Here is a 22,608-nt window from a genome sequence, read left to right as displayed (position 1 = left end):
AAACTTTATAAGTCAGAAGTTATTAGAGACAGTTATTTGCTAACGTTATCTAAAAAATTCTGTAGTTCTTCTAAATTACTTATATTACTTAACTTATATGGATAATTAATTTTTCGGAGCATATTTGTTAGTACGCTTCCGGCACCTATTTCTACTATATGAGTTATATCTAAGATATTAAATAGTTCTAAAGTTTCACGCCATCTAACTCGCCCGCATATCTGAAGAATTAAATTTTGTTTGATTTCTGTAGGATCTAGAGTAGATTTTGCGGTATAATTTTGGATTACCGGTATCAGAGGCTTATTAATTACAGCTTTATCAAGAGCTACTCGCATTTTTTCTTCTGCCGGCTTCATTAAGCTACAATGAAATGGAGCACTGACTTTCAGCTTTATCGCTTTATAACCTAAATCTTTAATTATACTAATAGCATGATCTATAGCTGTAGTCTTGCCGCTAATAACTATTTGTCCTTCGATGTTATCGTTGGCAATTTGGCATAAATTTATTTTGTTGATATCTTCTAATATTTCTTCAAGTTTTTGAAGCGGAATATTGATACAAGCTGCCATGCTTCCCTCACCTTCAGGACATGCTTCCTGCATAGATGTACTACGTATATGAAGTAGTTTTGCTGCTGTCTCAATACTAATACTTTCGGTGCTACATAAAGCACTATATTCGCCTAGAGAATGACCGGCAGCATAATCGCAAAGACTATCCAAACTTTTATCGGTTTCAGCTTTGATAATATTTATTATTGCCATAGATACCGCCATTAATGCCGGTTGTGCGTTAGTGGTTAAGGTAAGTTCTTCAGAAGGTCCATTAAAAATTATATCAGTGAGTTTCCGGTTTAGTACTTCATCAACGATTTGAAAGGTTTCTTTGGCGGGTTTAAAATTATCGTAAAAATCCTTTCCCATGCCGGTCAATTGCGACCCCTGACCGGGGAAGATAAAAGCTGTTTTCATATTTTGTATTATCGATTGAGTTTATTAATAGATTTTATTAAAATTTTCTAAAATAGTCAAATTATTTAAAGTATTTTAAAACTGTTTTTCAATTGTTACGCTACATATAATTTTTACAAAAGTATTAATTTTTCTTAGCTTTATAACTTGATTACTTTCAACTAGTACTATAAATTAAACTAAGAAAATATAAACAAGGAAATTAGTTATGAAGTTAAAAGAATATTTTAAAAAGTTAGAAAGTACAGCTTTTGGTCCATGGCTTACTGCATTTAAAAAATTATTTACAGAAAAGGAATTAGAAGAGGAAATACTGAATATAAAACTAAAGGAGTCTGAAAAGCAAGAGGTTAATAAAAAAGATTTAGTTATTTTATCTAATAATGTTATTGAAATTGAACAAAAAGATACAATAGAGCATGAAATTTCAAGAGTTAACCAATATAAAGAAAATATAGGTTTGGTATTTACTCTAATTACCAATATTCAATTAGAAAAATTTGCAAGAATTTATCTCTAATTTACCGAAAAAACATAGTGAATTTAAGGATTACTTTCATAGTGAAGAACAAAAGGACGGGTTTTTTAAAGAAGATGCTTATAAAAAAGTTGTTAATAAAGGTAAATTAGTTGAAAAATTCCAAAACTCATATAAATATAATTATGAAAAAATAGAACAAAATGTTCATGAATTACAAGCTTATTTAGGTTCATATGAATATAATTGTGGTATTCCTAAATCTGATTTCATAATCATAATGCATAAATTATTATGCTATCTATTTTAGAAGTAGCGGTTTCAATAAAAATCTTATTAATTTTCTTATGACAATATCTAAATATAAATGATTTAAATTTAAGATATAGGAGTTAAATTGAAATAAAAAATATTTAAGTTGAAATTTAAATAAATGTTACTACTATTATGTAGTATCAACTAAATTCTGTGAAATTAATAATGTTTGATCAGTTAAATATCTTATATCCTCTGTTAATAAGTATTTTTATTTTTCTTGTTGTAGTCGTTATTTCTAAAATAACAAGGTATAAAAAACCTTAAAAGAAAAAAGTTTAAGTATTATTCAATTTTATCTAGATATAATCATTTGAATAAAAACCTTAAAAGTCCTAGAACTGAGAATTATGCTAATTCTTTTTTAGAAAATATCAAATCTTATTTTAAATTAGATGATATAAGAGTAATTTCGCAGGAAGAGCTAGAAAGTGATCAAGAGTTAAGTAGTTTATTTAAAGACAAGTTAGAAGAAGTTGCTACATCTTTTTTAGATGAAACAAAAAAAGATATAACAGCTTTGTATGAGATGCTGCATGCTAATAATGAGTCTCAGGATCCAGAAGAACATAGATTATATATATTTACCGCCTGACCAAATAAAGAAGCAAGACGCCAAAAACTTATTTATGTAAAATCCCCTTATAAATTTACTAAGGAGGAAATTGAAACACTGGATATTTATATACAATTTAGTGCAGTTATTTAATACTAGTTCGGAGTAAGCGGCTTTGTTGCATGGAACAAAAAAACTACTCGATATCATTCCCGCGAGGCGTTGTTGCGTGGATTGGAAAACGCATTCGGTGTCATACCGTGGTTTGACCACGGTATCCAAAAAACAATCTAAAGTATTAATAATTTTAGTATTTTAAACTGGATCCCGTGATCAAGTCGCGGGATGACAGCGTTAAAATTGATCCATGCAGCCGTCCTCTGACAATAGCTAATTGACTTTTTTAAAAAATTTATTAAAATCTTCCGTAAGAATAGCGGTAACGTTATTCCAGGGTGTAGAAGTCCTTTATCACAGATGATTAGCATTATCCATTTAAAAATGCTCCTCAACTTTGTCATGGTTGGGGTGATTTTAGCTATGTTCAGGGTTTAAAGTGCAAACTTTAAACCTAAAAGCTATTATAACTGTTCTGTGACGGTTCTTCTAACACCCCAACCACCCGAGGTTAAAATCTTTGGTGGTTGAAACTTGAACAATTTAAGTTTAATCAATCGGGAGTAACCGCATGTTCAACAAAAATAATAAATTATTATCTAAAATATTACCGATTTCTAAGAAAAATAAAGATTTAGAAAAACTGAGATCTAAGTTTAAACAAAGGCTAGAAGAACAGGTAACGGTAGATGAGATAAAAAGAATAGAGCACCGTTCATTATATTTAGAAAGTATAAAATAATTCTAGGTTTTGTGAAGGAAAATTAATAAGTTTTTTTGAAATAGGATTAACTATTCTTTCAAAAATCTTATTAATTTTTGCTAAAAATTTATTTTTCTTCTCCTTTTTTAACAATTTTAGATAAATTGGTTATTTGTTAAGCTACTCTTATTCTATGACTTCTCCGAGCTTATCTACTTTATTTTCAAATTCAGCACTATAATCTGCAGGGACATAATTTTTATTATCTTGAATATTCTTATCAATGCTATGAGATTGAAGCAGTATTTGTATTACTTCCTTATTAACTTTTTCATAAACATGATGCAGAGGGGTTTTACCGTTAATATCTTGCTTGTTTACGTCACATTTTCTATGTAAATATATTCTTATATCAGAAATATTACCTTCTGCAGTAGCTGCATGTAAAGGCGGTAATTGCTTAAATCTTTCTATTTTAATTCTTGCTTTATTTTCAAAAAAATTTTCTAAAATCTTCAACATAAGACGCTATTTTAAATTATAAGTGCGTCTTAATAGCATATTATATTTAATTAAGCAATTATTAATTGAAAGTTTTCTTGGTTATTTCATACCAACAATTTTCAGGAATAGCAGCTTTATTACTAAAACCGCATATAATTAGCTGGTCTTTAGCTCTCGTCATTGCAACATAGAGTAGTCTTATATATTCTTGCAAATCTTTTAATTTTTCAGCTTCTTTCAGCTCTTGTAAAAACCTAGGAGTGTTAGCAGCATTAGCAGAAAAAAACATTTCACCTTTATCGTCCCAAATAAATTTATTGCTACTTACCGGCAAAGTAGTAGAATCGCATAATATAACGATAGGAGCTTCAAGTCCTTTAGAGCCGTGTACGGTCATTACTCTTATTTTGTCTGAATGCTCCATATCATGTTTGATATAGATATCGTTATTCTCAAACCAAGCAACAAATCCTTGCAAAGAATTATCTATATCATTCACATAGTTTTTGCTTAACGTTAATAGCTCATTTATTATATTATTGTTATCATCACCGTTATAAGTATTAAGATTCTCTCGTAAATTTAAATTATTCACCGCTAAATCAAAGAAATTCTCAACAGTCGATATTTTATAAATTTCAATTAGGGAATTTAACTTAGCATATATTTCTTCATAAGCAGATAGATTATCCCATAAACTATTATCGTTTTTATTTACAAGAAGTTCGTATAATTGTTGCTCGTTCATGCCGATAATCGGCGATTTTAGTAAACCGGCAAGGTTTAAATCATCGTCAGGTAATAAAACAAATTTAGCCACGGACATTAAATCCATTATAGTTAGATTTTCTTTAAGATTAATTCTATCGCTTATTTCAACTTTAAGTTTAGCTTTGCTAAGTTTTTTAATCAGATTATTACTAAACTCATCTCTCTTTCTTACTAATATCATAAAATCTTTTTCAGATATTCTGTTTGCGGTAGACGGTAAAATTTCTTCGCTTTCTATTTGTTTTTTTATAAAATTTACGATTTTTTCTATGAGTAAATCGGCAGCAGATTTAGAATTTTCATAATCTTCGGGTAATGCCCAAAAAAGCTCTTCTTGTTTTTCACTTGTTACTAAGGGCCAAACCGTTACGATGCCTTGATGTGTACGGAATGAGGATATTAAAGGATTATCCGAAAGGAATAAATTAGGGTAATCGGATTTTATATTTTTTAAAACATTATGAGTAAACTGTAAAATTTCTGCACATGATCTATATGAATATTCAAGGGTGATATTTTTGAATTTCTTATTAGCATTTGTGAGATTTGCTTTTAATTTTTCATTGACTAAGCTGAAATTATGAAGATCAGCTCCTTGAAAGCTAAAGATCGATTGCTTATCATCGCCTACTATGAAAATTGTCATACCGCGAGCTTGTAGCGGGATCCAGTCTTTTTTTATTTTTTCCTGGATACCGTGGTCAAGCCACGGTATGACATTTTGTGGTTTATCTGCTGCATTAAATTCTGTTATTAAAGTAGTAATAATATTCCATTGCAGGGGGCTTGTATCTTGTGCTTCATCGACAAGAATATGATTTATCTCGCTTTCAAGCTTATGCAGCAACCACTCATGAGTAGTTTTATTATTTAGTAATTTCTCGGTGTAGTAAATTAAATCGTCGTAATCGAGTAAATTATTTTCTTCTTTATATGAATCGTATTTTTTTAAAATAATATGAGCAAGTTTAGTAAGTAAGTTCGTATGATATTCTAGCTCTTCTATGCGACGCAGCTCATCTAATCGGTAAATTTCAGAGGTAATTTTTTCTAGCTCTAGTAATAATTTAGGATATTTCCTTATTAATTCTTTCGATAAAAGGCTTTTTCGTTTTTTTCCGTCTTTGGTAAAAAAAATTTCTTTCGGTTCTATCTCCAAATCATATTCTGCAAATAAGTTTTTTACCTTATCGTAAATATTATTTAATTCCCCTAACGCTAATCTTTTATTATAAATCTCTTTTGGAATTTGAGTATTTATAAATAACTTTTTGAATTTAATTTTCTGCTCAATTATTTCAGTAAAAATATCTTGTAGTGTTATTTCATGGAAGCGGTTAAGTAAAATTTTAATTAAGTCATTATGCTCGTCGCTTAAGTAAATTTCATTTCTGATATTTAGGAAGATATCTTGTAATTTAGTTTCTTCAAGAATCTTAAACTCCGGTGTTATATCTGCTTCTACAGGAAAAATTTTAAGAATTTTTTGACAAAAAGCATGAATTGTATAGATATTTAAAGGCTCATTACTATTTAGTATTTTATCATATAAAGTTTTTGCGTTTTCTGTTTCTTGCGGCGACGGCTTATTGCCGCTCATTAAGAAAAGTTCTTCTTCTAGTTTCTCGGCGTTGCAAAGAGAAAGATATTTAAGTCTGCTATTAATCCTTGCTTGCATCTCTATAGCTGCAGCATTAGTAAAAGTAAGGCATAAAATATTTGAAGGTTCTACGCCCGTTATTAACAGACGTAAAAATCGATCGGTTAGGATTTTGGTTTTACCGGTACCGGCAGATGCCGATACCCAAACGGAGTAATTAGGATCAGATGCTTGTTGTTGTAGATCGCTCATTTATGTATCGATTTTCTACTGTCACCCCGTGGCTTGACCACGGGGTCCAGTCTTTTTAATTATTTTTCTGGATCCCGCGATCAAGTTGCGGGATGACATCCACAGCCATATAACGACGCCGATAAATCACATATATTACGATTAAGGAAATAGCAAGTCCAAACCAAGTTAGGGCGTATTCTAAATGGTCATTTCTGATTGCTGCTAAATGATTTATTGAAAGCAGTAATAAAATATCTAGATTGCTAATATCTTTTCCTTCCGCAATAATATAAAAATTCTCAAGATCTAAGCCTAACACTTTGGATGCTTCTTTTAAATCTAGTGTTAGCCACACATTATTTTTTATATCGTTAGCAGGTAAGTAGCTACGAGTTTTTTCTGATGGCATGGTAACACCGATAATCTCGTGCTGCTGGTCGTTTGTAGCTTGCGTGATAATATTTTTATTGCGATTACTGAACCAACCTCGTACTACTAAAATAACTTTATCTTCTATGGTTTTAAAAGGAGTAACTAAATAATATCCATCTTTTTCACTCGACCTTGACCTTCTACCATATAAATATATGTCTTTATTAGGCAAAAATTGACCGGTAATTTTTACTTTGTGATAAGGTAAACCGTCTTGAATTTCTGCTAAATTGATTGCAGGTGAGGTTAGGTTAGCTTGCATTGAAGCTAAAAATAATTTCTTTTCTTTTAAACGACTAAGCTGCCAAAAGCCTAAAGAGATAAGTATTGTAAAGGTTATAAGTACAAGAAAATTTGTTTTCATAGATAAGTTTTAAGGGGATTATTAAAAAAGCCTGTGGTGTCATGCTGTGGCTTGACCACGGCATCCATAAAAATAAAAAAACTGGATCCCGTGGTCAAGCCACAGCATGACACCAGTATCATAATTAAGCCGGTATTAAAATCTTATTTATGAACTCTTTATGTTTTTGCAGCTCTTCTTTTGTAGGTTTAATAACAATAGTAGCTTGCTCTGTTTTGTTATTTACTTGATTAGTTGCTAAATTATTTATTCCGGCAGATTTATCAACCATTTTAAAAGCGGATTGTCTACCGCCCATTAGCTCTACATATACTTCTGCAAGTAATGCTGCATCTTTCAAAGCTCCGTGAAGCTGCCTACTTGAATTATTAACTTTAAATCTTTTACATAATGCATCAAGATTATATTTTGAGCCTGGAAACATACTTCTAGCCATTACTAAAGTATCAATAGTATTTGCTAGTTCCAAGAGTTTAATTTCGGCTCTCTTTAATAATGATAATTCGTGATTTAGAAATTTAATATCGAAAGGAGCATTATGAATAATAAGTTTGCTATCTGCAATAAACTCTAAAAAATCATCGGCTATTGTATGAAATAGAGGCTTATCCTTTAAAAACTCACCGGATATGCCATGAATTCTATAAGCTTCAAACGGCATATCTCGCTCAGGATTAATATAAAAATGAAAAGTCCTTCCTGTTAATACCTTATTTACCATCTCAATAGCACCGATCTCAACGATTCGATGACCTTGTCGTGGGTCAAGCCCCGTAGTTTCGGTATCTAAAATTATTTCTCTTAAACTCGACATTCCAAATCCTTTATTAGTCTTTAAAATCGTCATTGCGAGCGGGTGTTGTTGCGTAGACCGATTTCACCGCTGTTACTCCGTGGCTTGACCACGGGGGCCAGTTACTAATAATAAAATTATTAGTATTATCAAGTTATTTTTCTGGATACCGTGGTCAAGCCACGGGGTGACAGCGAATGCGTTTTTCGTTTCATGCAACAAGGCCACATTTCCTCGCAATGACGAGAATTATCTTACTTCCAAATTCCTTTAATAGCTTCGCTATTTGTTTTTCCAAGTCTAACATATCAACGCCGCTATTTATAGCAAAATCTGCTTTTGCTATTTTGCTCTCTTGTGATAGCTGAATTTCTTTGATTTTATTATAAATTTCTATATCAAACGAAGATCTCGTTATTGCTCTTTGCATTCTTATTTCTTCAGAGCAGTATATTGTTACGACAAAATCAAAATATTTATCAAATTTAGCTTCATAAAGCAGCGGTATTTCGGCAAAGCCAAATTTGGAATTAGCGTTTTCTTTTTTAAATAAAATGAGTTTATCTATTAGTAAGGGGTAAATAAAATTTTGTATTTTTTCTCTAGCTAGGTCGTTATTGTAAATTAAATTACTGATTTTCCCAATATTGAAATACTCAAGTTCAGGTAATAACTTTAGAATCCGAGTTTGCACGTTCAAATCTTGATATAATTCTTTTATGCATCTATCGGCACAAAAAGTTTTATATCCTTTTTCTGCTAAATAATCCAAAATAAAAGTTTTGCCCGATGCATAGCTACCGGTAATACCTATTGCTAACATTTTGTTATAAAAATTTTATGTTCATTAGCGAGTTTTATAGTTAATTCTTCTTCGACTATAATTACGTTATTTTTCTGAATCGCTACTCCTTTGTAATTATATTTAGCAAGATTCTTTATAGTATTAGGACCGATCGTCGGCATATCTAGTCTATTATCTTGATCTAATTTCGGTATTTTTACTAATACTCCTCCATAAGGATTTTTACGTAAATCTGCACATCTCGCTATTAAATTATCCGTACCTTCGGCAGCCTCTATACCAAGTATGTAGCTACTTTCAACTATAACCGATTGTGCGATGTCGAATGAACTTAGATGATTCAATAATTTTATTCCAAGCTCAATATCATTTTTATCTGAACTTGTAGGGTTAGTATCGGTTATAATATTGGAGTTACCTTGTTGATTTTTATATATTTCATTACTTGAGATTACCTTGAAACCGTAACTTTCAAAAAAATCCGCTACTGTTTTTAGCAAACTATCATCTCCTCGAATTTTTTGCCCAACTATTTTGAAAAGTAATAAACCGCCTATTTTATCTACGGCTAAATTTTTAAAATTCGGTCTATTAACTCCGCCGATAAAAATAATATTTTTTACCTCATGCTCCTTAAAATATTTTATAGCTTCCCCGACCATACCGATTTTTAAAATCTTATATTCAAAATCTTTAATTTGATCTATATCAGCTTCGTCTTTAATTGCCGCTATATAGCAATTACCGCCTTGCTTTGTATAATTATCTGCTATTAAGTAAGGTAATGAACCTCTGCCGGCGATAATTCCAAGATTTGGTAGCATAATTAAGTTTTTAATTTAGAATTCTAAATATTTATTATAAGTCCATTTTTAATATAAATCTAGAATTCTTATTTGACCTTTACATTTTAATCAAATTAAGGCATAATATGTGGTGCTAATATAGCTATAGTAATAAACGTAATTTAGAATAGAGGTTGCGGACTCGGGGGCAGTACCCGACGCCTCCACCAATACATAAGAATGTTATTCCCGCATAGGGCGGATTATTGTTGCATGGATCGAAAAACCTACTCGATGTCATCCCCGCGTAGGCGGGGATCCAGAAAAATAACTTAAATATGGTACAGAAGTTACATATTTGATAAAATAAACATATAAAAAAACAAGTTTTTTATATGTTTTACTGGATTCCCGCCTACGCGGGAATGACATAAGCAAGCCATGCAACAACGCTTCCATATAAGAATAACATCAAAATCTTGGGGGCGAAATAGGATCGACGTGCCTAATAAAAAGATTGCTTTTACTCGGGATGATTCCGCCGATGGCTTTTGCCATATGGGTCAAAACAAAGAAACGCAAACGATAATAATCGTTCTGTAGGTCGTTTAGCTTTAGCAGCTTAACCCTACGCGGCTGGAGGGTTTGCCGGGCAACAGAAAAACCCTCACGTATATACTCAAATGATTTCAAGAATTGAATTTTATTTTGAGAGGTGAGCACCCGCAGCCTATAACTTAATAGGTGAGGATGCGAATCCTTGATAAAATGAAAGAGCAATTCTTGAAATCATTTGAGTATACTCGTTTAATTTGAAAAATTGGTGTTGCCTAAAAACGGTTGATATCGTCATTGCGAACGAACGTAGAGAGCGTGGCAATCTCATAAAGTAGGACTCCTGAGATTGCTTCGTCAAAACTTACAGTTTTTCCTCGCAATGACGTAAACTGTTCAAATTAAACTTCGTCGACCTATTTTTATTTATTTTTCTCGTATGAATATTGAATATAAAAAATTTGTGAATGAATATATGCTAGAATTTGTGAAAAAAATTCTAACAGAAATTCAGCATGAAAATTTATATTGGGATCAGTTAATATACATATCGTACAGAACCGATAACCCTAAGGTAATTTTACCTTCAAAAGTTAAACAGGCATATCCAAAACAGATAACAATAGTACTGCAATATCAGTTTGAAAATTTAATAGTAAATGATAAGGGTTTTTCTTTAACGGTAAGTTTTGACGGTGTTAAAGAAATAATTTACGTACCTTTTGATGCACTTATTAGCTTTGTTGATTCCAATAATAATTACAGTCTAACTTTTAATCAGTCGTTAAATATACAAGAAAATCCTCAACATGAAGAGGAAACAAGTAATAATAAAAGTTATCAGACTTCATCATCTTCAAATCCAAATGTTATAATGTTAGATAAGTTTCGTAATTCTTCTAAACCTAGTTAATGCATATTATGGATTCAAAAGTAGTGATATATACTGATGGTGCATGTGCGGGTAATCCAGGTCCCGGAGGATGGGGAGCTTTGCTTCAATTTAATGATACTAGCAAAGAAATATTTGGGCATGAGTTAGATACGACTAATAATCGTATGGAAATTACGGCGGCACTTGAAGCATTAAGGATTTTGAAAAAATCTTGTAATGTTGAGATTTATACTGATAGTAAATATTTGCAACAAGGAATTACCGCTTGGATTCATAATTGGATAAAAAATAATTGGTGTAAAAGCAACAATGAACCCGTTAAAAATGCCGATTTATGGCAAAAATTATACGCAGAATTGAGTAAACATACTATTATTTGGAAATGGGTAAAAGGTCATGCAAATAATAGCGGTAATACTGCTGCCGATAAACTTGCAGTGCAAGGAAGAGAAACTGCTATAGAAATTTTAAAATGTCGATAGATAAGTTTTTTATTACTTTTTTTCACAAAAAAGTAGGAGAAGATGAGTTTTTGAATCAATATTATGAAAGCCGTAATATTGATTATTTAGGGCGTCCAAGGAGGTTTGTTATTTATAAAAATGTAAATGAACCTACAAAAATTCCGCCGAGTTGGCACGCTTGGTTACATCATTTAGTAAATGAGATACCGAAAAATATCCAGCTTTTTCCATGGCAAAAGAATAATATAATAACTAAAAAATCATCTAAGATATCAAATCTTAAATATAATAGATGGCAGCCGTAATTAACTAGTATACGAAGATCAACTTCGAAAATTGGCGTCGTCGTTTTATAAGATCTGCGGTACTCACGTATTAGTATACGCTCCGTTCCTTGACTTATAAACTCCTTGCTCTTTTTGAAGTTGATCTTCGTATACCAATTCTTCATTTATCAGGAGTATAATATAAAAAACAATGAAACAGAATATTATTGAAACAATTATCGGCTTTGTAGTATTAATTATTGCTTTGCTGTTTTTGATTTTTGCCTACAAAACAGGTAGTTCTATAACTAGCTCAAAAGGTTATCAGATAACTGCTAATTTTCAGAGTGCAGAGGGTATAGCAGTCGGAAGCGACGTAATGATCTCAGGTATAAAAATCGGTAGTGTAAAGAAAATTACTTTAGATCCAAATAGCTTTTATGCAAGTGTATATCTAAATATTAATGATGATGTTAAAATACCTAAAGATTCTAAAGCCCAAGTAGTCACCAGCGGGTTACTTGGAGGTAAATATATTTCAATTGTACCGGGTAATGACGATGAAAATTTAGCGGCTAATGAAGAGATAAGATATACTCAATCAGCAATTAATATTGAATCATTAATTAATAAAATTGTTTCTTCATTCGGTAGTAAGTAAAAACTCTCTAAAATTCAACCGAATCTATTCTGGATTCGGTTTTCTTTATTTTAAAATCTCTAATATATGAATTATTAAAAAGTAGCATTAAGCAAGAAGAGAAATCTTATGGCAAACCATTTGTCTATTTTGTTGATATTCTAGGTTTAGTTTTAATAATTATTGCTAATTATTGTTATTGTTCGGATAGTACGGAATTTTATTTTCTTATGCAAAGCGGAATAATTTCTATTATATCTTCTATGGTTATTGAAGCTGTTAGATGTTATTTAAAATACAAAAATAGATATCGTACTTTAGATTGTTTAAGATCAAAAAGTAGAGAGTTAGTAGAAAGCATAAGTACGCCGTTTACTGACTTAGTCTCAACTAAGACCTTAATAAGATATTTACCTACGATAATTCGCTATGTTCCAAGTACCGTACTGATATTTTTAGTATGTACTTATATTAAAAGAAAATTCTTAAAAAATGTTACATATCCACTTTTAGGTAAGTAGTAATTTATTTCTCGGTTTAGGTAACTCTAAACCGAGCTTTAAATAACTCTGTCTTACTTAAAAATATAGTTTCAATATTAGATTCTGTGCACTTTTAATAGAATAATCATAATTATGGCTCTTTTTAACTGCAAATTATCAGATTTTTTTGAAATATGAATAACTATTCCTTCAAAAATCTTATTAATTTTCGCTTAAAAATATCTCATAATTATGATTATTCTATTAAAAGTGCACAGAATCTAAGCTCTTGATGCCGAATTTTGTAAGATTCGCTTATACGCTTCGTTAAGCTCACTCTTAAATTTGTTATTTGAGTTTCTGATTTTGTTTTTGGGAAATCTACATTATCTTAGCCAAGTGTATGAAAGTGTTTAAGCTTTCTTCGTCGTCTTTGGTCATTATATAAGGTACTTTGACATATATAAGCATTTGATGTGTTTTGTCCGATATTTTATTTTTCTCTAAAAACGCATATAATTTGTGAGTATTGTTATGTTCATCTTGTGTACTAAACGCTTTATTTGCTGCAACTGATTTATCGGATTTTGATATAAAATCATTAATAAAATAGTTTAAAGAATCTCTAAATAATTCGCTTAATTGCTCATCATTTCAAGTTCTTCATATGATAACGATCTTGTGGTTTTCAACTTAAAATATGATTTAATCATTTCAAGAGCAGAATATCTATCGCAGTTATTATTAAGAATTTTATATAACATTTTTTTATCAAAATATGCAGGTATTATTTTTAAATCCTTATTAATAATTTGCTGTTTGTAATAAGATAACTGACGCATAAAAACGATAACGGTAGCTGTAAGACCTGCAACTAAGATAGAGTATAAATTTAGTGATTGAAAAAGCATATTTTTAATATATTTAATTATAACTACCAAAGATAGTATAGTATTTTTTGCTTTTCAATCTAAAAATGAACCATTGCTGTATATTACTTATTTTTTTCTTTCAATTAGTTTATTTATCACATATTTATTGTGCTAATAAATAAAGTAAATGTTAAAGTACTAATATTAGTTTGTTTCTTGCTTTTAACGTTACTATTTGCTGGGGAATACAGTTAAATCTATATATTACAACTATAAAAAACATCGCAATATATTATAGCTTTTTTCTATCAATCCACGAAATATATTAAGTTGCACTTCATTTTCTTATTTATCGTGTAAAGTGAAATTCCCTATTGACTTTTATATAAAACAGTATAAGTTTCTTTACAATTTAATTTTTTGTAAAGAATTTATGCGAGGCTATGAAAAAGAACAGAGAAGCTTAACAAGAGAACAAAAGCAAGCGGTGGGTTACTATCAATAGGTACATTCCTTGAATATTTTGATCTAATGCTTTATGTTCATATGTCGGTAGTACTAAATGAGCTTTTTTCCCAAAGTCTGATCCACATACAGCAGCAATTTTTTCAGCTCTTACTTTTTGCTCAACTTTTGCTTTTAGACCTATTGGAGCTGTAATATTTGGGTGGATTGGTGACAATATAGGGCGGAAGTCTACAATTATTAATTACTACTATGTTGATGGCACTTTCATGTTTTATTATTGCTAACCTTGCACCATTTTCCCAAATAGGAGTAACAGCAGCATATTTATTAACTATATGTTGTGCAATACAAGGGATTTCATCAGTAGGTGAAGTGGTAGGAGCCTCTCTTTATCTAACAGAAATAACTGAACCGCCAATAAGATATCCAGTAGTATGTACAATAGCAATGGGGTCTTCTACACTAGGGGGCAGTGTAGCCTTAGCAATATCTTGGCTGTTTACTTCTTACGGGTTTAATTGGCGGTTAGCTTTTTGGTTTGGTCTTATAATAGGGTTAATAGGAGCAGTTGCAAGAACAGCACGTCGTGAAACTCCAGATTTTACGGATGCAAAACGTCGTTTGAAAAAAAATTCTTGAAGAAAAAAATAGTTATTTAAGGAAAACCAGCTTATTAACGAAAAACTTAATATAAAAACAGTATTAGCTTTATTCCTTATTTATTGTGCATGGCCTGCGTGTTTTTATTTCGTGTTTGTTCACTGTAGTAATATACTTAAGGATTCTTTTGGATATACTAGTCATGAGGTCATTCAACATAATTTTTATGTATCCTTAGTAAAACTATTTGTTCTTTTCATATTTGCGTATGCTTCTTATAAAATTCATCCATTAAAAGTTATTAAAGTAAGGACGCTAATTTTTTCTCTTTTCCTTTTTTATCTATTATATAATACTATTTACAGTAATCCGGCTAGTACACCATTTCAATTATTTATTATATAATCTTTTGTGATTGTTTTTGGGTTTGGTGATACTCCAGCACTTCCAATATTTCTTATTCATTTTCCAATTTTTAAACGTTTTACTTGTTCTAGTTTGGTATTTATCACATGCTTTAATGTAATGTAGTTACTTCTTTTGGTTTAGTGTATTTAATTAATTATTTTGAATCATGGGCATGGGGGTTAATAGCGATTATTATTCCTACAGGGATTGGATATATTTGGGGTATAAATCACTTTCAAAGATTGGAGAAAGAAGTGAATCAGTATCCTTAAACCTAAAAGAAATTTTTTTTGAATATCTATTTGTATATCTAAAAGTATTGTAGGGATCTTTATTTTTAAATAAATAGATAAAGGTACAAAATTTCTTAAAGTCTCTTCAATAATTTTTTTAGCCTTTTCAGGTGATTTAGCTGCTAATGTTTGTACATTATGAATACGATCAAATAATTTTATAAATGCGGTATCATATCTTTTTTGCTTAATTAATAGGTTTAAGCTTTCCTCGATGCTGATTTTTCCGTGAGGTTTAATTCTAGTTAAACCTTCTACATGTTTTGCTATTTCTTTACCAAAAATTTCGATGATCATCTTTTCAGTAAGCTCTGTATCCTCATAGTATCGTGAAGTAGAGCAGCATTTATCATATTAGAAGTAAAAAGCTTAGGAGCTTCGTCTGCCACAAACTCCGCAAGCATAATCGCTACCTCAATTGGGTGAGAGTAGTAAGGATCACCCGATTGACGCATTTGCGAGCCGTGATATTTACGGGCGTAGTAGATACTTTTTTGACTTCCTCTATATCAACAGGATTTTTTACTTTAGTGTTTAAATATTCGAGTTTATCAATCAGCTTTTTAGCGTAAATGCAAATTTCAAACTTTTATTTCCAAGAGCTTATATCTTCCATAAAAGTTATTTTATTTATGTTAATAATAGTTGATTACAATTAAAGCGAAAGTTAAAAAATCGCAATAACAAATAATTTTTAACTTTAAATAGATTAATAACTTTTGGTTATATTGTATTTAAACAACTTCATTCTGTTTTATTATTTACTTTTGCTTCTTGTTCTTGCTGTAATTTATACTCTGCTGCTTTTTCTTCTATATAGTTAAAAAAGAAATAACAAAAAGTTAAAAAACTAGTGAGAATAATAGCAAATGTTATTAATATTAACTTAAGCTCTTTCCTTGCATTTTGAGCTTTTAAACGCTTTTCCTCCTCTTCGTCTGTTATTAACTCAGAGGTTAAAGTTTCTTCTTCTTTATTTTCCATATTTTAACTCTTAAAAAATTAGATTATATCATGAATGACAGAATTTAATTATCATTTAAGAGAAGTAATCTATAGAAGTAATTAAAATAAGTCAATGACTATAATTATTGATTGTAATAATTATAGTTTTATAAATTTAGTTCACCTATAAATATAATTATTTAGAGTTGAAAAAATCATCATTGTTCCCGTGGGAATGACATAAGATCCGTGCAACAAAGTCGCTTTTAGCTAGGAATGACATCAAAGCGTTAAGCTCCAATACAAAGCAATTCTTTTTAGGCAATGCCGTCAAAACAATAATGTTCTCAATTGACTTTTGGAAAGGCACAGGTTTTTCGAGCCATGCAACAAGGCGTACGGCTGCTCGCAATGACGATATCAGCTGCTTTTAGGTGATACCTGTTTTTAGCCTTAATTTTTATATTCCAGGATAAATTATAGTATGCTAAGATATTGCTTTTAAAAATAAGTGGTTATCAGTGTCAAAATTTTCTTTTAATATTCATCATCAGAATAAAAAAGCTAGAAGCGGTATTATCACAACCGCACACGGTGAGATTCGCACTCCTGCCTTTATGCCGGTCGGGACTAGAGGAACCGTTAAGGCAATGCTACCTGAATCAGTAGCTGAAACGGGGGCGGATATACTGCTTGGTAATACGTATCACTTAATGCTGCAGCCGACTGCCGAACGTATAGCACGTCTTGGCGGTTTGCATAAATTCATGAATTGGGATAAGCCTATATTAACCGATTCCGGCGGTTTTCAGGTAATGTCGTTATCGAAGTTACGCAAGATAACCGAAGAGGGAGTAAGTTTCAGCTCTCATATTAACGGCGATAAATATATGTTAACTCCTGAGCGTTCTACCGAAATACAATATCTGCTCGGTAGTACGATTACTATGGCTTTTGATGAATGTACACCTTACCCTTCAACCTTTGAAGAAGCTAAAACTTCTATGCAGTTAACGACTAGATGGGCGAAGAGATCGCGTAATGCTTTTGTTAAGCGGGAAGGCTACGCACAATTCGGTATTATTCAAGGTAGTATTTACGAAGAATTACGTGAGCAATCGGCTAAGGATTTAGTAGAACTCGATTTTGAGGGCTATGCTATAGGCGGGCTTGCGGTAGGCGAGGGGCAGGAGCTTATGTTTAAAGTACTTGACTATGCTCCCGATTTTCTGCCGCAAAATAAGCCGCGTTACTTAATGGGAGTCGGTAAGCCTGCTGATATTATCGGTGCGGTTAGCAGGGGTATAGATATGTTTGACTGCGTAATCCCGACACGCTCAGGTCGCAACGGTCAGGCTTTTACCAAATACGGTACGGTAAATATCCGCAATAGCAAATATGCCGATGATAACGAGCCGCTTGAGCATGATTGCCTATGTCCTGCTTGTAAAAACTATAGTAAAGCTTATCTGCATCACTTAGTTAGAATCGGTGAAATACTTGGCTCTATGCTAATGACGTGGCATAATTTAACATATTTTCAAAACCTCATGAGCCGTATTAGAGAATATATTAAACTAGGTAAAGGTTTTGATTTTAATTCTTAAATTGACTAATTATAAAATATGTCTTATTATATGTACATGTACTTAAATATGTCATATTATGGAAGCAATATCTTACACTAAAGCAAGAAATAATTTTGCAGATATTATGGAAAGAGTTTGTGTAGATCACACTTCAGTGGTTATAACTAGACAAAAACAAAAACCGGTGGTTATTATGTCCCTTGAAGACTATAATGCTATGGAGGAAACTTTATACTTATTAAAAAGCCCTAAAAATGCTGCAAGACTAAAACGAGCAATTAATGATTTTGAAGCAAATAAAAACTTTAAAACAATGTCTTTATAATGGAAATATCATTTCACATTGATGCATGGGCAGATTATTTGTACTTTCAAAAAAGTGATACAAAAATTCTAGAAAAAATAAATGAGCTAATTAAAGATATTACACGTTCTCCCTTTACGGGAATCGGTAAACCTGAAGGCTTAAAGTACGATTTATCAGGCTATTGGTCTCGCCGGATTAATCACGAACATAGGTTAATATATACTATTAAAGGTAAAACCATTTATATATTACAATGTAGATATCATTATTAAATCCGAATTTTAAATAAAAGTATGAATTACTAGTGCAAAATATTGATTTAATATCTGAAGAAGAAGCAAAAAAAATACTAGAAGAATTAGCAGATAAAATAGCAGCATATAATCATGCTTATTATGTAGAAGATAATCCTTTAGTTTCAGATGCCGAGTATGATCAGCTATTTAATACCAATCTAAAGCTAGAGCAGAAATTTCCCCATCTAATTCTAGAAAATAGTCCTAGCAAAAAAGTAGGGGCTAAAATAGCAAATAAATTTGCTAAAGTTACGCATCAAGCACAAATGCTATCTCTTAGTAATGCTTTTGACGAGCAAGATGTAAGAGATTTTGTAGATCGTATAAAAAATTTCTTACGCCTTGATGAGTTTGTTCCTATCTTTTGTGAGCCTAAAATAGACGGTTTGTCTTTTTCTGCTATTTATAAAGATGGGCTGCTTACAACGGGAGCTACAAGAGGTGATGGATATGTCGGTGAAGATATAACGGCAAATATTAAAACAATCAAAAATTTTCCTCATAAAATAGATAATGCTCTGGAGTTTTTAGAAGTGCGAGGGGAAATTTATATTGAGAAACAAGATTTTTTAAACCTAAATAAAGAACAGGAAGAGCAGGGCAGAGATAAATTTGCCAATCCTCGTAATGCTGCTGCCGGCTCGCTTCGTCAACTTGATGCTTCTATTACGGCTCAAAGGCCGCTCAAATATTTTGTTTATTCAGGAGGGGTAACTGAACAGAATCTCGCTTCTTCACAAGATCAACTACTTACAAAATTAAAAGAATTCGGCTTTAGCGTTAATGAGATATCAAAACTTGCGTATTCCGAAGAAGAAATTTTTGCTTTTTATGAATATCTCAAAACAAATAGAGAAAATTTACCTTATGAAATTGATGGAGTAGTATATAAGCTAAATGATTTTGCACTGCAAAATAGAATGGGGTTTATTGCTAGATCTCCAAGATTTGCTACCGCTCATAAATTTCCTGCTATAATAGGACAAACGAAACTGTTTTCTATTACGGTGCAAGTAGGCAGAACCGGTACGTTAACACCGGTAGCCGAGCTTGAACCTATAGAAATAGGCGGGGTAACCGTTAGCAGAGCAACGCTGTATAATTTTCAAGAAATTATGCGAAAAGACGTACGTATCGGCGATTATGTATTTCTGCAACGTGCCGGTGACGTTATTCCTCAAATTACGGGAGTTGATTTTGATAAACGTCCTAATGATACAGCAACGTTTGATACTCCTTTATTTTGTCCGTCATGCAATTCTAAATTACATTATGTACCTGAAGATATTATTATACGCTGTGATAACGGTCTTAACTGCCCTGCTCAGAATTATGAGCGTATCCATCATTTTGTATCGAAAAATGCTATGGATATTGAAGGATTGGGGCGTAAGCAAGTTGAGTTTTTAATAGATAAGGGATTAATTAGCAATCCATTCGATATTTTCTTTTTAAAAGAAAAAAATGATTCTAGCTTAACAAAACTTGAGAACATGGATGGGTGGGGTAAAAAATCAGTAGAGAATCTTTTTAAAAATATAGAAAAATCAAAGAACGTTAGCTTACCAAGGTTCATATATGCATTAGGTATAAGGCATATCGGTGAACAAAACGCTAAATTACTTGCTAGAGAATTTGGTAGCTATGCTAATTTTATAGCTCAAATGGAATTACTTAGTAAAAACGATTCGGATATCTATCAAAAACTAAATGATTTAGAGGGTATCGGCTATAAGATTTTAGTAGATATTATTAATTTTTTTGACATTAAAGAAAATATTGAACTTATCAAAAAACTTGGTGAAATATTAAATATTGAAGATTATAAAGAGACTAGAGAACAAAGCAGTTTAACAGGCAAGATAGTAGTATTTACCGGTAGCTTACCGACGATATCTAGAGCGGAAGCTAAAGCAACGGCTGAAAAGTTTGGAGCTAAAGTTGCAGCTAGCATATCATCTAACACGGATTTAGTCGTAACAGGCGTTGATGCAGGCAGTAAACTTAAAAAAGCTAAAGAGCTGGGAATTAAAATTATTGATGAGGAAGAATGGCTTACGCTCATAAAAAATGTTTAAAACAATGAATAAAGAAATGGAAAGCCAGGTAGTAATTTGTCAAGATGAAAATGGGGAAGTTAATGTTGAGGTTAAGATAATAGACGAAACAGTTTGGCTGTCTTTAAATCAAATAGCAGAATTATTCGCCCGAGATAAATCAGTAATTTCAAGACATCTAAAGAATATATTTAAAGAGCAAGAATTAGAAGAGAAAGCAGTTGTTGCATTTTTTGCAACAACTGCCGCTGACGGTAAAACATACCAAGTGGAATATTATAATTTAGGTGCAATAATATCAGTTGGGTATAGGGTAAATTCTAAGAGAGGGATCGCCTTTAGAAAGTGGGCTACTAACTTACTTAAAGAATATCTCATTAAAGGCTATAGTATTAATCAAGATAAAATTACTCAAAAGAAATTAAATAATCTACAACAAACGGTAGAACTTTTAACAAATACTTTGATAAATCAAAATTTAGTAAATAGTACAGGACAAGAATTAATTAATCTTATAAGGAATTACTTAAAACATGGGAGATATTAGTTAAATATGATGAAGACAAATTAAATCCACCGACAAAATTACAAGCAGAAACTAATGGATTATTAAGCTACCAAGAATCTTTAGAAGCAATTAAAAAGTTAAAGCAAGAATTAGGCAAGCAAGAGAATGCAGAAATAAGTAATTTATTTGGAGCTGAAAGAGACAATAGTTTTAAAGGAATTTTAGGTAATATTGATCAAACTTTTGACGGCAAATCTTTATATAACTCGGCAGAAGAAAAAGCGGCTCATTTGTTATATTTCATAATAAAAGATCATCCATTTAGTGATGGTAATAAAAGAATAGGTTGTTTACTTTTTTTACTTTATCTTACCAAAGCAAAAATAGGGTTAAAAAATATTGGAGTAAGTGCTATGACATCATTAGCATTACTTATTGCAGAAAGCGATCCTATACAAAAAGAATTAACTTAATTATGAATTTAATAAATGATTAGTTTTATGGTTAGTAAAGCTCAATTAGTACGAGTGGTAATTAAGAATTACTTACGTGAATTAAAAGAAGATAGAGAAGATGCAGAAATTGCTTTAGCAAGAAGTAATAATCCAAATAAGAAATTATATTCTTCAGAAGAAGCAGCAAAATTGTTAAAAAAGAAATATGGATTATAATTTTGAACTATCGTCATATTTATCATGCAGGCAATTTTGCTGATATAGTCAAACATTTAGTACTTATTGCGATTTTAGAACAGCTCAAGAAAAAAGAAAAACCTTTTGCGGTTTTAGATGCTTTTGCTGGGCTAGGTCTTTACGATTTAAACTCGGAGGCGGCTTCTAAAACTTTAGAAAGCGATACGGGCATTAATAAACTACTGCAAGCTACCGATCCTATTCCTCAGCTTTTACAAACTTTCTTAAATATAGTAAACCTAGCAGGTCTTAATCATTATCCCGGCTCACCTTTTATAATTAAACAATTATTAAGACCAAATGATCGCTTAATTGCTTGCGAACTTCATCCAAGTGATTACTTGAGTTTAAAAAAACTACTACCGAATAATACACATAATATAGATGCTTATAATGCTATAAAAGCTTTTTTACCCTTTAAAGGGAATAGAGGATTAATTTTTCTTGATCCGCCTTTTGAAGTAAAAAATGAGTTTCAAAAACTGCTCGAAGCACTTAAAAAAATTAAGCTACGAGTTCTTAATAATACCGTCTTAATTTGGTATCCTATAAAAGATTTATCTTTAGTCCGTGATTTTTACCACAATTACAAGCATATCGGATTTAAAGAAACTATAATTATTGAATATGAGCTTTTATGTAGTGATAAAAATATGGTAAAGTGTGGGTTAATGTTAATTAATCCTCCAAATATTAGAGAAGAATTAGAAAAATTAACTGGTTATTTAAGCAATATTTTAAATTTAAAATTTACGTATACTTGCTGAATTTAAAAAATTGGCTTCGTTGTTTTTTGCTTTTAATCCTCACGTACTAGTATGTATGCTGCGATTAAAA

30 protein-coding genes, 1 other RNA gene and 2 pseudogenes are annotated in these 22,608 nt (G+C 31.2%); 19 read left to right on the top strand and 14 right to left on the bottom strand.

The window, feature by feature from the left end; genetic code table 11:
* Positions 1 to 32: 32 nt before the first annotated feature.
* The gene (gene fabD / locus MB29_RS03085) at positions 33 to 977 is read right to left on the bottom strand and encodes an ACP S-malonyltransferase (RefSeq protein WP_032138977.1); all 945 of its coding nucleotides are present in this window, start codon (positions 975 to 977) and stop codon (positions 33 to 35) included.
* Between the two features lie 208 nt (positions 978 to 1,185).
* Here fabD and MB29_RS12600 point away from each other — a divergent pair, with 208 nt between their 5' ends.
* The 3 genes from MB29_RS12600 (at position 1,186) to MB29_RS09985 (ending at position 2,365) form a co-directional block, all read left to right on the top strand.
* Entirely contained in the window at positions 1,186 to 1,497 is a 312-nt protein-coding gene (locus MB29_RS12600; RefSeq protein ID WP_233418895.1) for a hypothetical protein, read from the top strand.
* Entirely contained in the window at positions 1,478 to 1,765 is a 288-nt protein-coding gene (locus MB29_RS12595; protein ID WP_233418894.1) for a hypothetical protein, read from the top strand. Before MB29_RS12600 ends, MB29_RS12595 begins: the two co-directional genes overlap by 20 nt.
* Before the next feature lie 318 nt (positions 1,766 to 2,083).
* Entirely contained in the window at positions 2,084 to 2,365 is a 282-nt protein-coding gene (locus MB29_RS09985) for a hypothetical protein (RefSeq protein ID WP_084686792.1), read from the top strand.
* 251 nt (positions 2,366 to 2,616) lie between these two features.
* On the opposite strand, the gene MB29_RS09975 is transcribed toward MB29_RS09985, so the two are convergent.
* Entirely contained in the window at positions 2,617 to 2,814 is a 198-nt protein-coding gene (locus tag MB29_RS09975; RefSeq protein WP_084686788.1) for a hypothetical protein, read from the bottom strand.
* 200 nt (positions 2,815 to 3,014) lie between these two features.
* Between MB29_RS09975 and MB29_RS11425 the strand changes: the two genes are divergently transcribed.
* Entirely contained in the window at positions 3,015 to 3,185 is a 171-nt protein-coding gene (locus tag MB29_RS11425) for a hypothetical protein (protein WP_215426192.1), read from the top strand.
* 147 nt (positions 3,186 to 3,332) lie between these two features.
* On the opposite strand, the gene MB29_RS03070 is transcribed toward MB29_RS11425, so the two are convergent.
* The 8 genes from MB29_RS03070 to MB29_RS03045 form a co-directional block, all read right to left on the bottom strand.
* The gene (locus tag MB29_RS03070; RefSeq protein WP_084686786.1) at positions 3,333 to 3,668 is read right to left on the bottom strand and encodes an ankyrin repeat domain-containing protein; all 336 of its coding nucleotides are present in this window, start codon (positions 3,666 to 3,668) and stop codon (positions 3,333 to 3,335) included.
* 61 nt (positions 3,669 to 3,729) lie between these two features.
* The gene (locus tag MB29_RS03065; RefSeq protein WP_032138976.1) at positions 3,730 to 6,273 is read right to left on the bottom strand and encodes a UvrD-helicase domain-containing protein; all 2,544 of its coding nucleotides are present in this window, start codon (positions 6,271 to 6,273) and stop codon (positions 3,730 to 3,732) included.
* A gap of 55 nt (positions 6,274 to 6,328) precedes the next feature.
* Entirely contained in the window at positions 6,329 to 7,051 is a 723-nt protein-coding gene (locus MB29_RS03060) for an SURF1 family protein (RefSeq protein WP_032138975.1), read from the bottom strand.
* Positions 7,048 to 7,173: a palindromic element RPE4 domain-containing protein gene (locus tag MB29_RS09970; protein ID WP_084686784.1), complete on the bottom strand. Its 126-nt coding sequence runs from the start codon at positions 7,171 to 7,173 to the stop codon at positions 7,048 to 7,050. The genes MB29_RS03060 and MB29_RS09970 overlap by 4 nt, the downstream gene beginning before the upstream one ends.
* 2 nt (positions 7,174 to 7,175) lie before the next feature.
* On the bottom strand, positions 7,176 to 7,865 hold the full coding sequence (gene dnaQ / locus MB29_RS03055) for a DNA polymerase III subunit epsilon (protein WP_032139063.1): 690 nt from the start codon (positions 7,863 to 7,865) through the stop codon (positions 7,176 to 7,178).
* A 72-nt stretch (positions 7,866 to 7,937) separates the two neighbouring features.
* Positions 7,938 to 8,066 (bottom strand): hypothetical protein, encoded by a 129-nt coding sequence (locus MB29_RS13385; RefSeq protein ID WP_267881724.1) that lies wholly within the window; start codon positions 8,064 to 8,066, stop codon positions 7,938 to 7,940.
* The gene (coaE, locus tag MB29_RS03050) at positions 8,056 to 8,667 is read right to left on the bottom strand and encodes a dephospho-CoA kinase (RefSeq protein ID WP_032138974.1); all 612 of its coding nucleotides are present in this window, start codon (positions 8,665 to 8,667) and stop codon (positions 8,056 to 8,058) included. Before coaE ends, MB29_RS13385 begins: the two co-directional genes overlap by 11 nt.
* The gene (locus MB29_RS03045) at positions 8,661 to 9,473 is read right to left on the bottom strand and encodes an LpxI family protein (RefSeq protein WP_032138973.1); all 813 of its coding nucleotides are present in this window, start codon (positions 9,471 to 9,473) and stop codon (positions 8,661 to 8,663) included. Before MB29_RS03045 ends, coaE begins: the two co-directional genes overlap by 7 nt.
* 74 nt (positions 9,474 to 9,547) lie before the next feature.
* On the opposite strand from MB29_RS03045, the gene ssrA reads away from it, so the two are divergent.
* From ssrA to MB29_RS03020, 6 genes are all read left to right on the top strand, one after another.
* Positions 9,548 to 10,106, top strand: a transfer-messenger RNA (tmRNA) gene (ssrA, locus tag MB29_RS09965).
* Positions 10,107 to 10,428: 322 nt separating this feature from the next.
* A complete protein-coding gene (locus tag MB29_RS03040) occupies positions 10,429 to 10,902 on the top strand; it encodes an SspB family protein (RefSeq protein WP_032138972.1) in 474 nt (157 codons plus the stop codon).
* The gene (gene rnhA, locus MB29_RS03035) at positions 10,902 to 11,366 is read left to right on the top strand and encodes a ribonuclease HI (protein ID WP_032138971.1); all 465 of its coding nucleotides are present in this window, start codon (positions 10,902 to 10,904) and stop codon (positions 11,364 to 11,366) included. Before MB29_RS03040 ends, rnhA begins: the two co-directional genes overlap by 1 nt.
* Positions 11,357 to 11,653: an NADH-ubiquinone oxidoreductase subunit NDUFA12 family protein gene (locus tag MB29_RS03030; RefSeq protein ID WP_032138970.1), complete on the top strand. Its 297-nt coding sequence runs from the start codon at positions 11,357 to 11,359 to the stop codon at positions 11,651 to 11,653. The genes rnhA and MB29_RS03030 overlap by 10 nt, the downstream gene beginning before the upstream one ends.
* Positions 11,654 to 11,825: 172 nt before the next feature.
* A complete protein-coding gene (mlaD, locus tag MB29_RS03025) occupies positions 11,826 to 12,275 on the top strand; it encodes an outer membrane lipid asymmetry maintenance protein MlaD (RefSeq protein WP_032138969.1) in 450 nt (149 codons plus the stop codon).
* 47 nt (positions 12,276 to 12,322) lie between these two features.
* A complete protein-coding gene (locus MB29_RS03020) occupies positions 12,323 to 12,775 on the top strand; it encodes a hypothetical protein (protein WP_032138968.1) in 453 nt (150 codons plus the stop codon).
* Positions 12,776 to 13,117: 342 nt separating this feature from the next.
* Here MB29_RS03020 and MB29_RS13700 read toward each other — a convergent pair.
* Both MB29_RS13700 and MB29_RS12580 read right to left on the bottom strand, forming a co-directional pair.
* Positions 13,118 to 13,677 (bottom strand): annotated as a pseudogene (locus MB29_RS13700) (hypothetical protein).
* A 394-nt stretch (positions 13,678 to 14,071) separates the two neighbouring features.
* Entirely contained in the window at positions 14,072 to 14,290 is a 219-nt protein-coding gene (locus tag MB29_RS12580) for a hypothetical protein (protein WP_233418892.1), read from the bottom strand.
* Between the two features lie 41 nt (positions 14,291 to 14,331).
* Here MB29_RS12580 and MB29_RS12575 point away from each other — a divergent pair, with 41 nt between their 5' ends.
* A complete protein-coding gene (locus MB29_RS12575; RefSeq protein WP_233418891.1) occupies positions 14,332 to 14,715 on the top strand; it encodes an MFS transporter in 384 nt (127 codons plus the stop codon).
* Between the two features lie 548 nt (positions 14,716 to 15,263).
* Here MB29_RS12575 and MB29_RS12570 read toward each other — a convergent pair.
* Positions 15,264 to 15,957: pseudogene (locus MB29_RS12570) on the bottom strand (HD domain-containing protein).
* Positions 15,958 to 16,121: 164 nt separating this feature from the next.
* Positions 16,122 to 16,361 carry an RP671a family tick cell line-upregulated protein gene (locus tag MB29_RS02995; RefSeq protein ID WP_032138966.1) on the bottom strand — a complete coding sequence of 80 codons (240 nt, stop codon included), beginning with the start codon at positions 16,359 to 16,361 and terminating at the stop codon, positions 16,122 to 16,124.
* A 482-nt stretch (positions 16,362 to 16,843) separates the two neighbouring features.
* On the opposite strand from MB29_RS02995, the gene tgt reads away from it, so the two are divergent.
* The 8 genes from tgt to MB29_RS02955 are packed head-to-tail and all read left to right on the top strand — an operon-like array spanning position 16,844 to position 22,538.
* Complete coding sequence (gene tgt, locus MB29_RS02990) at positions 16,844 to 17,929, top strand: tRNA guanosine(34) transglycosylase Tgt (RefSeq protein WP_032138965.1); 1,086 nt, start codon at positions 16,844 to 16,846, stop codon at positions 17,927 to 17,929.
* A 58-nt stretch (positions 17,930 to 17,987) separates the two neighbouring features.
* A complete protein-coding gene (locus MB29_RS02985; RefSeq protein ID WP_032138964.1) occupies positions 17,988 to 18,236 on the top strand; it encodes a type II toxin-antitoxin system Phd/YefM family antitoxin in 249 nt (82 codons plus the stop codon).
* Positions 18,236 to 18,490: a Txe/YoeB family addiction module toxin gene (locus MB29_RS02980; RefSeq protein WP_032138963.1), complete on the top strand. Its 255-nt coding sequence runs from the start codon at positions 18,236 to 18,238 to the stop codon at positions 18,488 to 18,490. The genes MB29_RS02985 and MB29_RS02980 overlap by 1 nt, the downstream gene beginning before the upstream one ends.
* Positions 18,491 to 18,522: 32 nt before the next feature.
* Positions 18,523 to 20,592 (top strand): NAD-dependent DNA ligase LigA, encoded by a 2,070-nt coding sequence (ligA, locus tag MB29_RS02975; RefSeq protein WP_032138962.1) that lies wholly within the window; start codon positions 18,523 to 18,525, stop codon positions 20,590 to 20,592.
* 4 nt (positions 20,593 to 20,596) lie between these two features.
* Positions 20,597 to 21,118 carry a virulence RhuM family protein gene (locus tag MB29_RS11420; RefSeq protein ID WP_051965301.1) on the top strand — a complete coding sequence of 174 codons (522 nt, stop codon included), beginning with the start codon at positions 20,597 to 20,599 and terminating at the stop codon, positions 21,116 to 21,118.
* Positions 21,112 to 21,552, top strand: coding sequence for a Fic family protein (locus MB29_RS13695; RefSeq protein WP_215426199.1), 441 nt, complete (start codon positions 21,112 to 21,114; stop codon positions 21,550 to 21,552). Before MB29_RS11420 ends, MB29_RS13695 begins: the two co-directional genes overlap by 7 nt.
* Positions 21,553 to 21,567: 15 nt before the next feature.
* Positions 21,568 to 21,750 (top strand): hypothetical protein, encoded by a 183-nt coding sequence (locus MB29_RS02960; protein WP_032138961.1) that lies wholly within the window; start codon positions 21,568 to 21,570, stop codon positions 21,748 to 21,750.
* Positions 21,751 to 21,752: 2 nt separating this feature from the next.
* Positions 21,753 to 22,538, top strand: a complete 786-nt coding sequence (locus tag MB29_RS02955; protein ID WP_032138960.1) for a 23S rRNA (adenine(2030)-N(6))-methyltransferase RlmJ — start codon at positions 21,753 to 21,755, stop codon at positions 22,536 to 22,538.
* Positions 22,539 to 22,608 lie beyond the last annotated feature (70 nt).

It is taken from the genome of Rickettsia tamurae (genome assembly GCF_000751075.1).
Lineage (GTDB): Bacteria > Pseudomonadota > Alphaproteobacteria > Rickettsiales > Rickettsiaceae > Rickettsia > Rickettsia tamurae.
Note: the sequence above shows the minus strand (reverse complement) of the source record. Positions and strands in the feature narration are given on the sequence as shown.

Excerpts from the sequence above, each read along its gene's own strand:
- MB29_RS11425 (WP_215426192.1), top strand. The coding sequence starts at position 3,015 with ATGTTCAACAAAAATAATAAATTATTATCTAAAATATTACCGATTTCT.
- MB29_RS03060 (WP_032138975.1), bottom strand. The coding sequence starts at position 7,051 with ATGAAAACAAATTTTCTTGTACTTATAACCTTTACAATACTTATCTCT.
- dnaQ (WP_032139063.1), bottom strand. The coding sequence starts at position 7,865 with ATGTCGAGTTTAAGAGAAATAATTTTAGATACCGAAACTACGGGGCTT.
- MB29_RS02995 (WP_032138966.1), bottom strand. The coding sequence starts at position 16,361 with ATGGAAAATAAAGAAGAAGAAACTTTAACCTCTGAGTTAATAACAGAC.
- MB29_RS12575 (WP_233418891.1), top strand. The coding sequence starts at position 14,332 with ATGGCACTTTCATGTTTTATTATTGCTAACCTTGCACCATTTTCCCAA.
- MB29_RS02980 (WP_032138963.1), top strand. The coding sequence starts at position 18,236 with ATGGAAATATCATTTCACATTGATGCATGGGCAGATTATTTGTACTTT.
- MB29_RS03045 (WP_032138973.1), bottom strand. The coding sequence starts at position 9,473 with ATGCTACCAAATCTTGGAATTATCGCCGGCAGAGGTTCATTACCTTAC.
- MB29_RS02960 (WP_032138961.1), top strand. The coding sequence starts at position 21,568 with ATGATTAGTTTTATGGTTAGTAAAGCTCAATTAGTACGAGTGGTAATT.
- rnhA (WP_032138971.1), top strand. The coding sequence starts at position 10,902 with ATGCATATTATGGATTCAAAAGTAGTGATATATACTGATGGTGCATGT.
- MB29_RS02985 (WP_032138964.1), top strand. The coding sequence starts at position 17,988 with ATGGAAGCAATATCTTACACTAAAGCAAGAAATAATTTTGCAGATATT.
- fabD (WP_032138977.1), bottom strand. The coding sequence starts at position 977 with ATGAAAACAGCTTTTATCTTCCCCGGTCAGGGGTCGCAATTGACCGGC.
- MB29_RS09975 (WP_084686788.1), bottom strand. The coding sequence starts at position 2,814 with ATGCTAATCATCTGTGATAAAGGACTTCTACACCCTGGAATAACGTTA.
- coaE (WP_032138974.1), bottom strand. The coding sequence starts at position 8,667 with ATGTTAGCAATAGGTATTACCGGTAGCTATGCATCGGGCAAAACTTTT.
- MB29_RS03065 (WP_032138976.1), bottom strand. The coding sequence starts at position 6,273 with ATGAGCGATCTACAACAACAAGCATCTGATCCTAATTACTCCGTTTGG.
- MB29_RS09970 (WP_084686784.1), bottom strand. The coding sequence starts at position 7,173 with ATGATACTGGTGTCATGCTGTGGCTTGACCACGGGATCCAGTTTTTTT.
- MB29_RS11420 (WP_051965301.1), top strand. The coding sequence starts at position 20,597 with ATGAATAAAGAAATGGAAAGCCAGGTAGTAATTTGTCAAGATGAAAAT.
- MB29_RS12600 (WP_233418895.1), top strand. The coding sequence starts at position 1,186 with ATGAAGTTAAAAGAATATTTTAAAAAGTTAGAAAGTACAGCTTTTGGT.
- mlaD (WP_032138969.1), top strand. The coding sequence starts at position 11,826 with ATGAAACAGAATATTATTGAAACAATTATCGGCTTTGTAGTATTAATT.
- MB29_RS03040 (WP_032138972.1), top strand. The coding sequence starts at position 10,429 with ATGAATATTGAATATAAAAAATTTGTGAATGAATATATGCTAGAATTT.
- MB29_RS03070 (WP_084686786.1), bottom strand. The coding sequence starts at position 3,668 with ATGTTGAAGATTTTAGAAAATTTTTTTGAAAATAAAGCAAGAATTAAA.
- MB29_RS03030 (WP_032138970.1), top strand. The coding sequence starts at position 11,357 with ATGTCGATAGATAAGTTTTTTATTACTTTTTTTCACAAAAAAGTAGGA.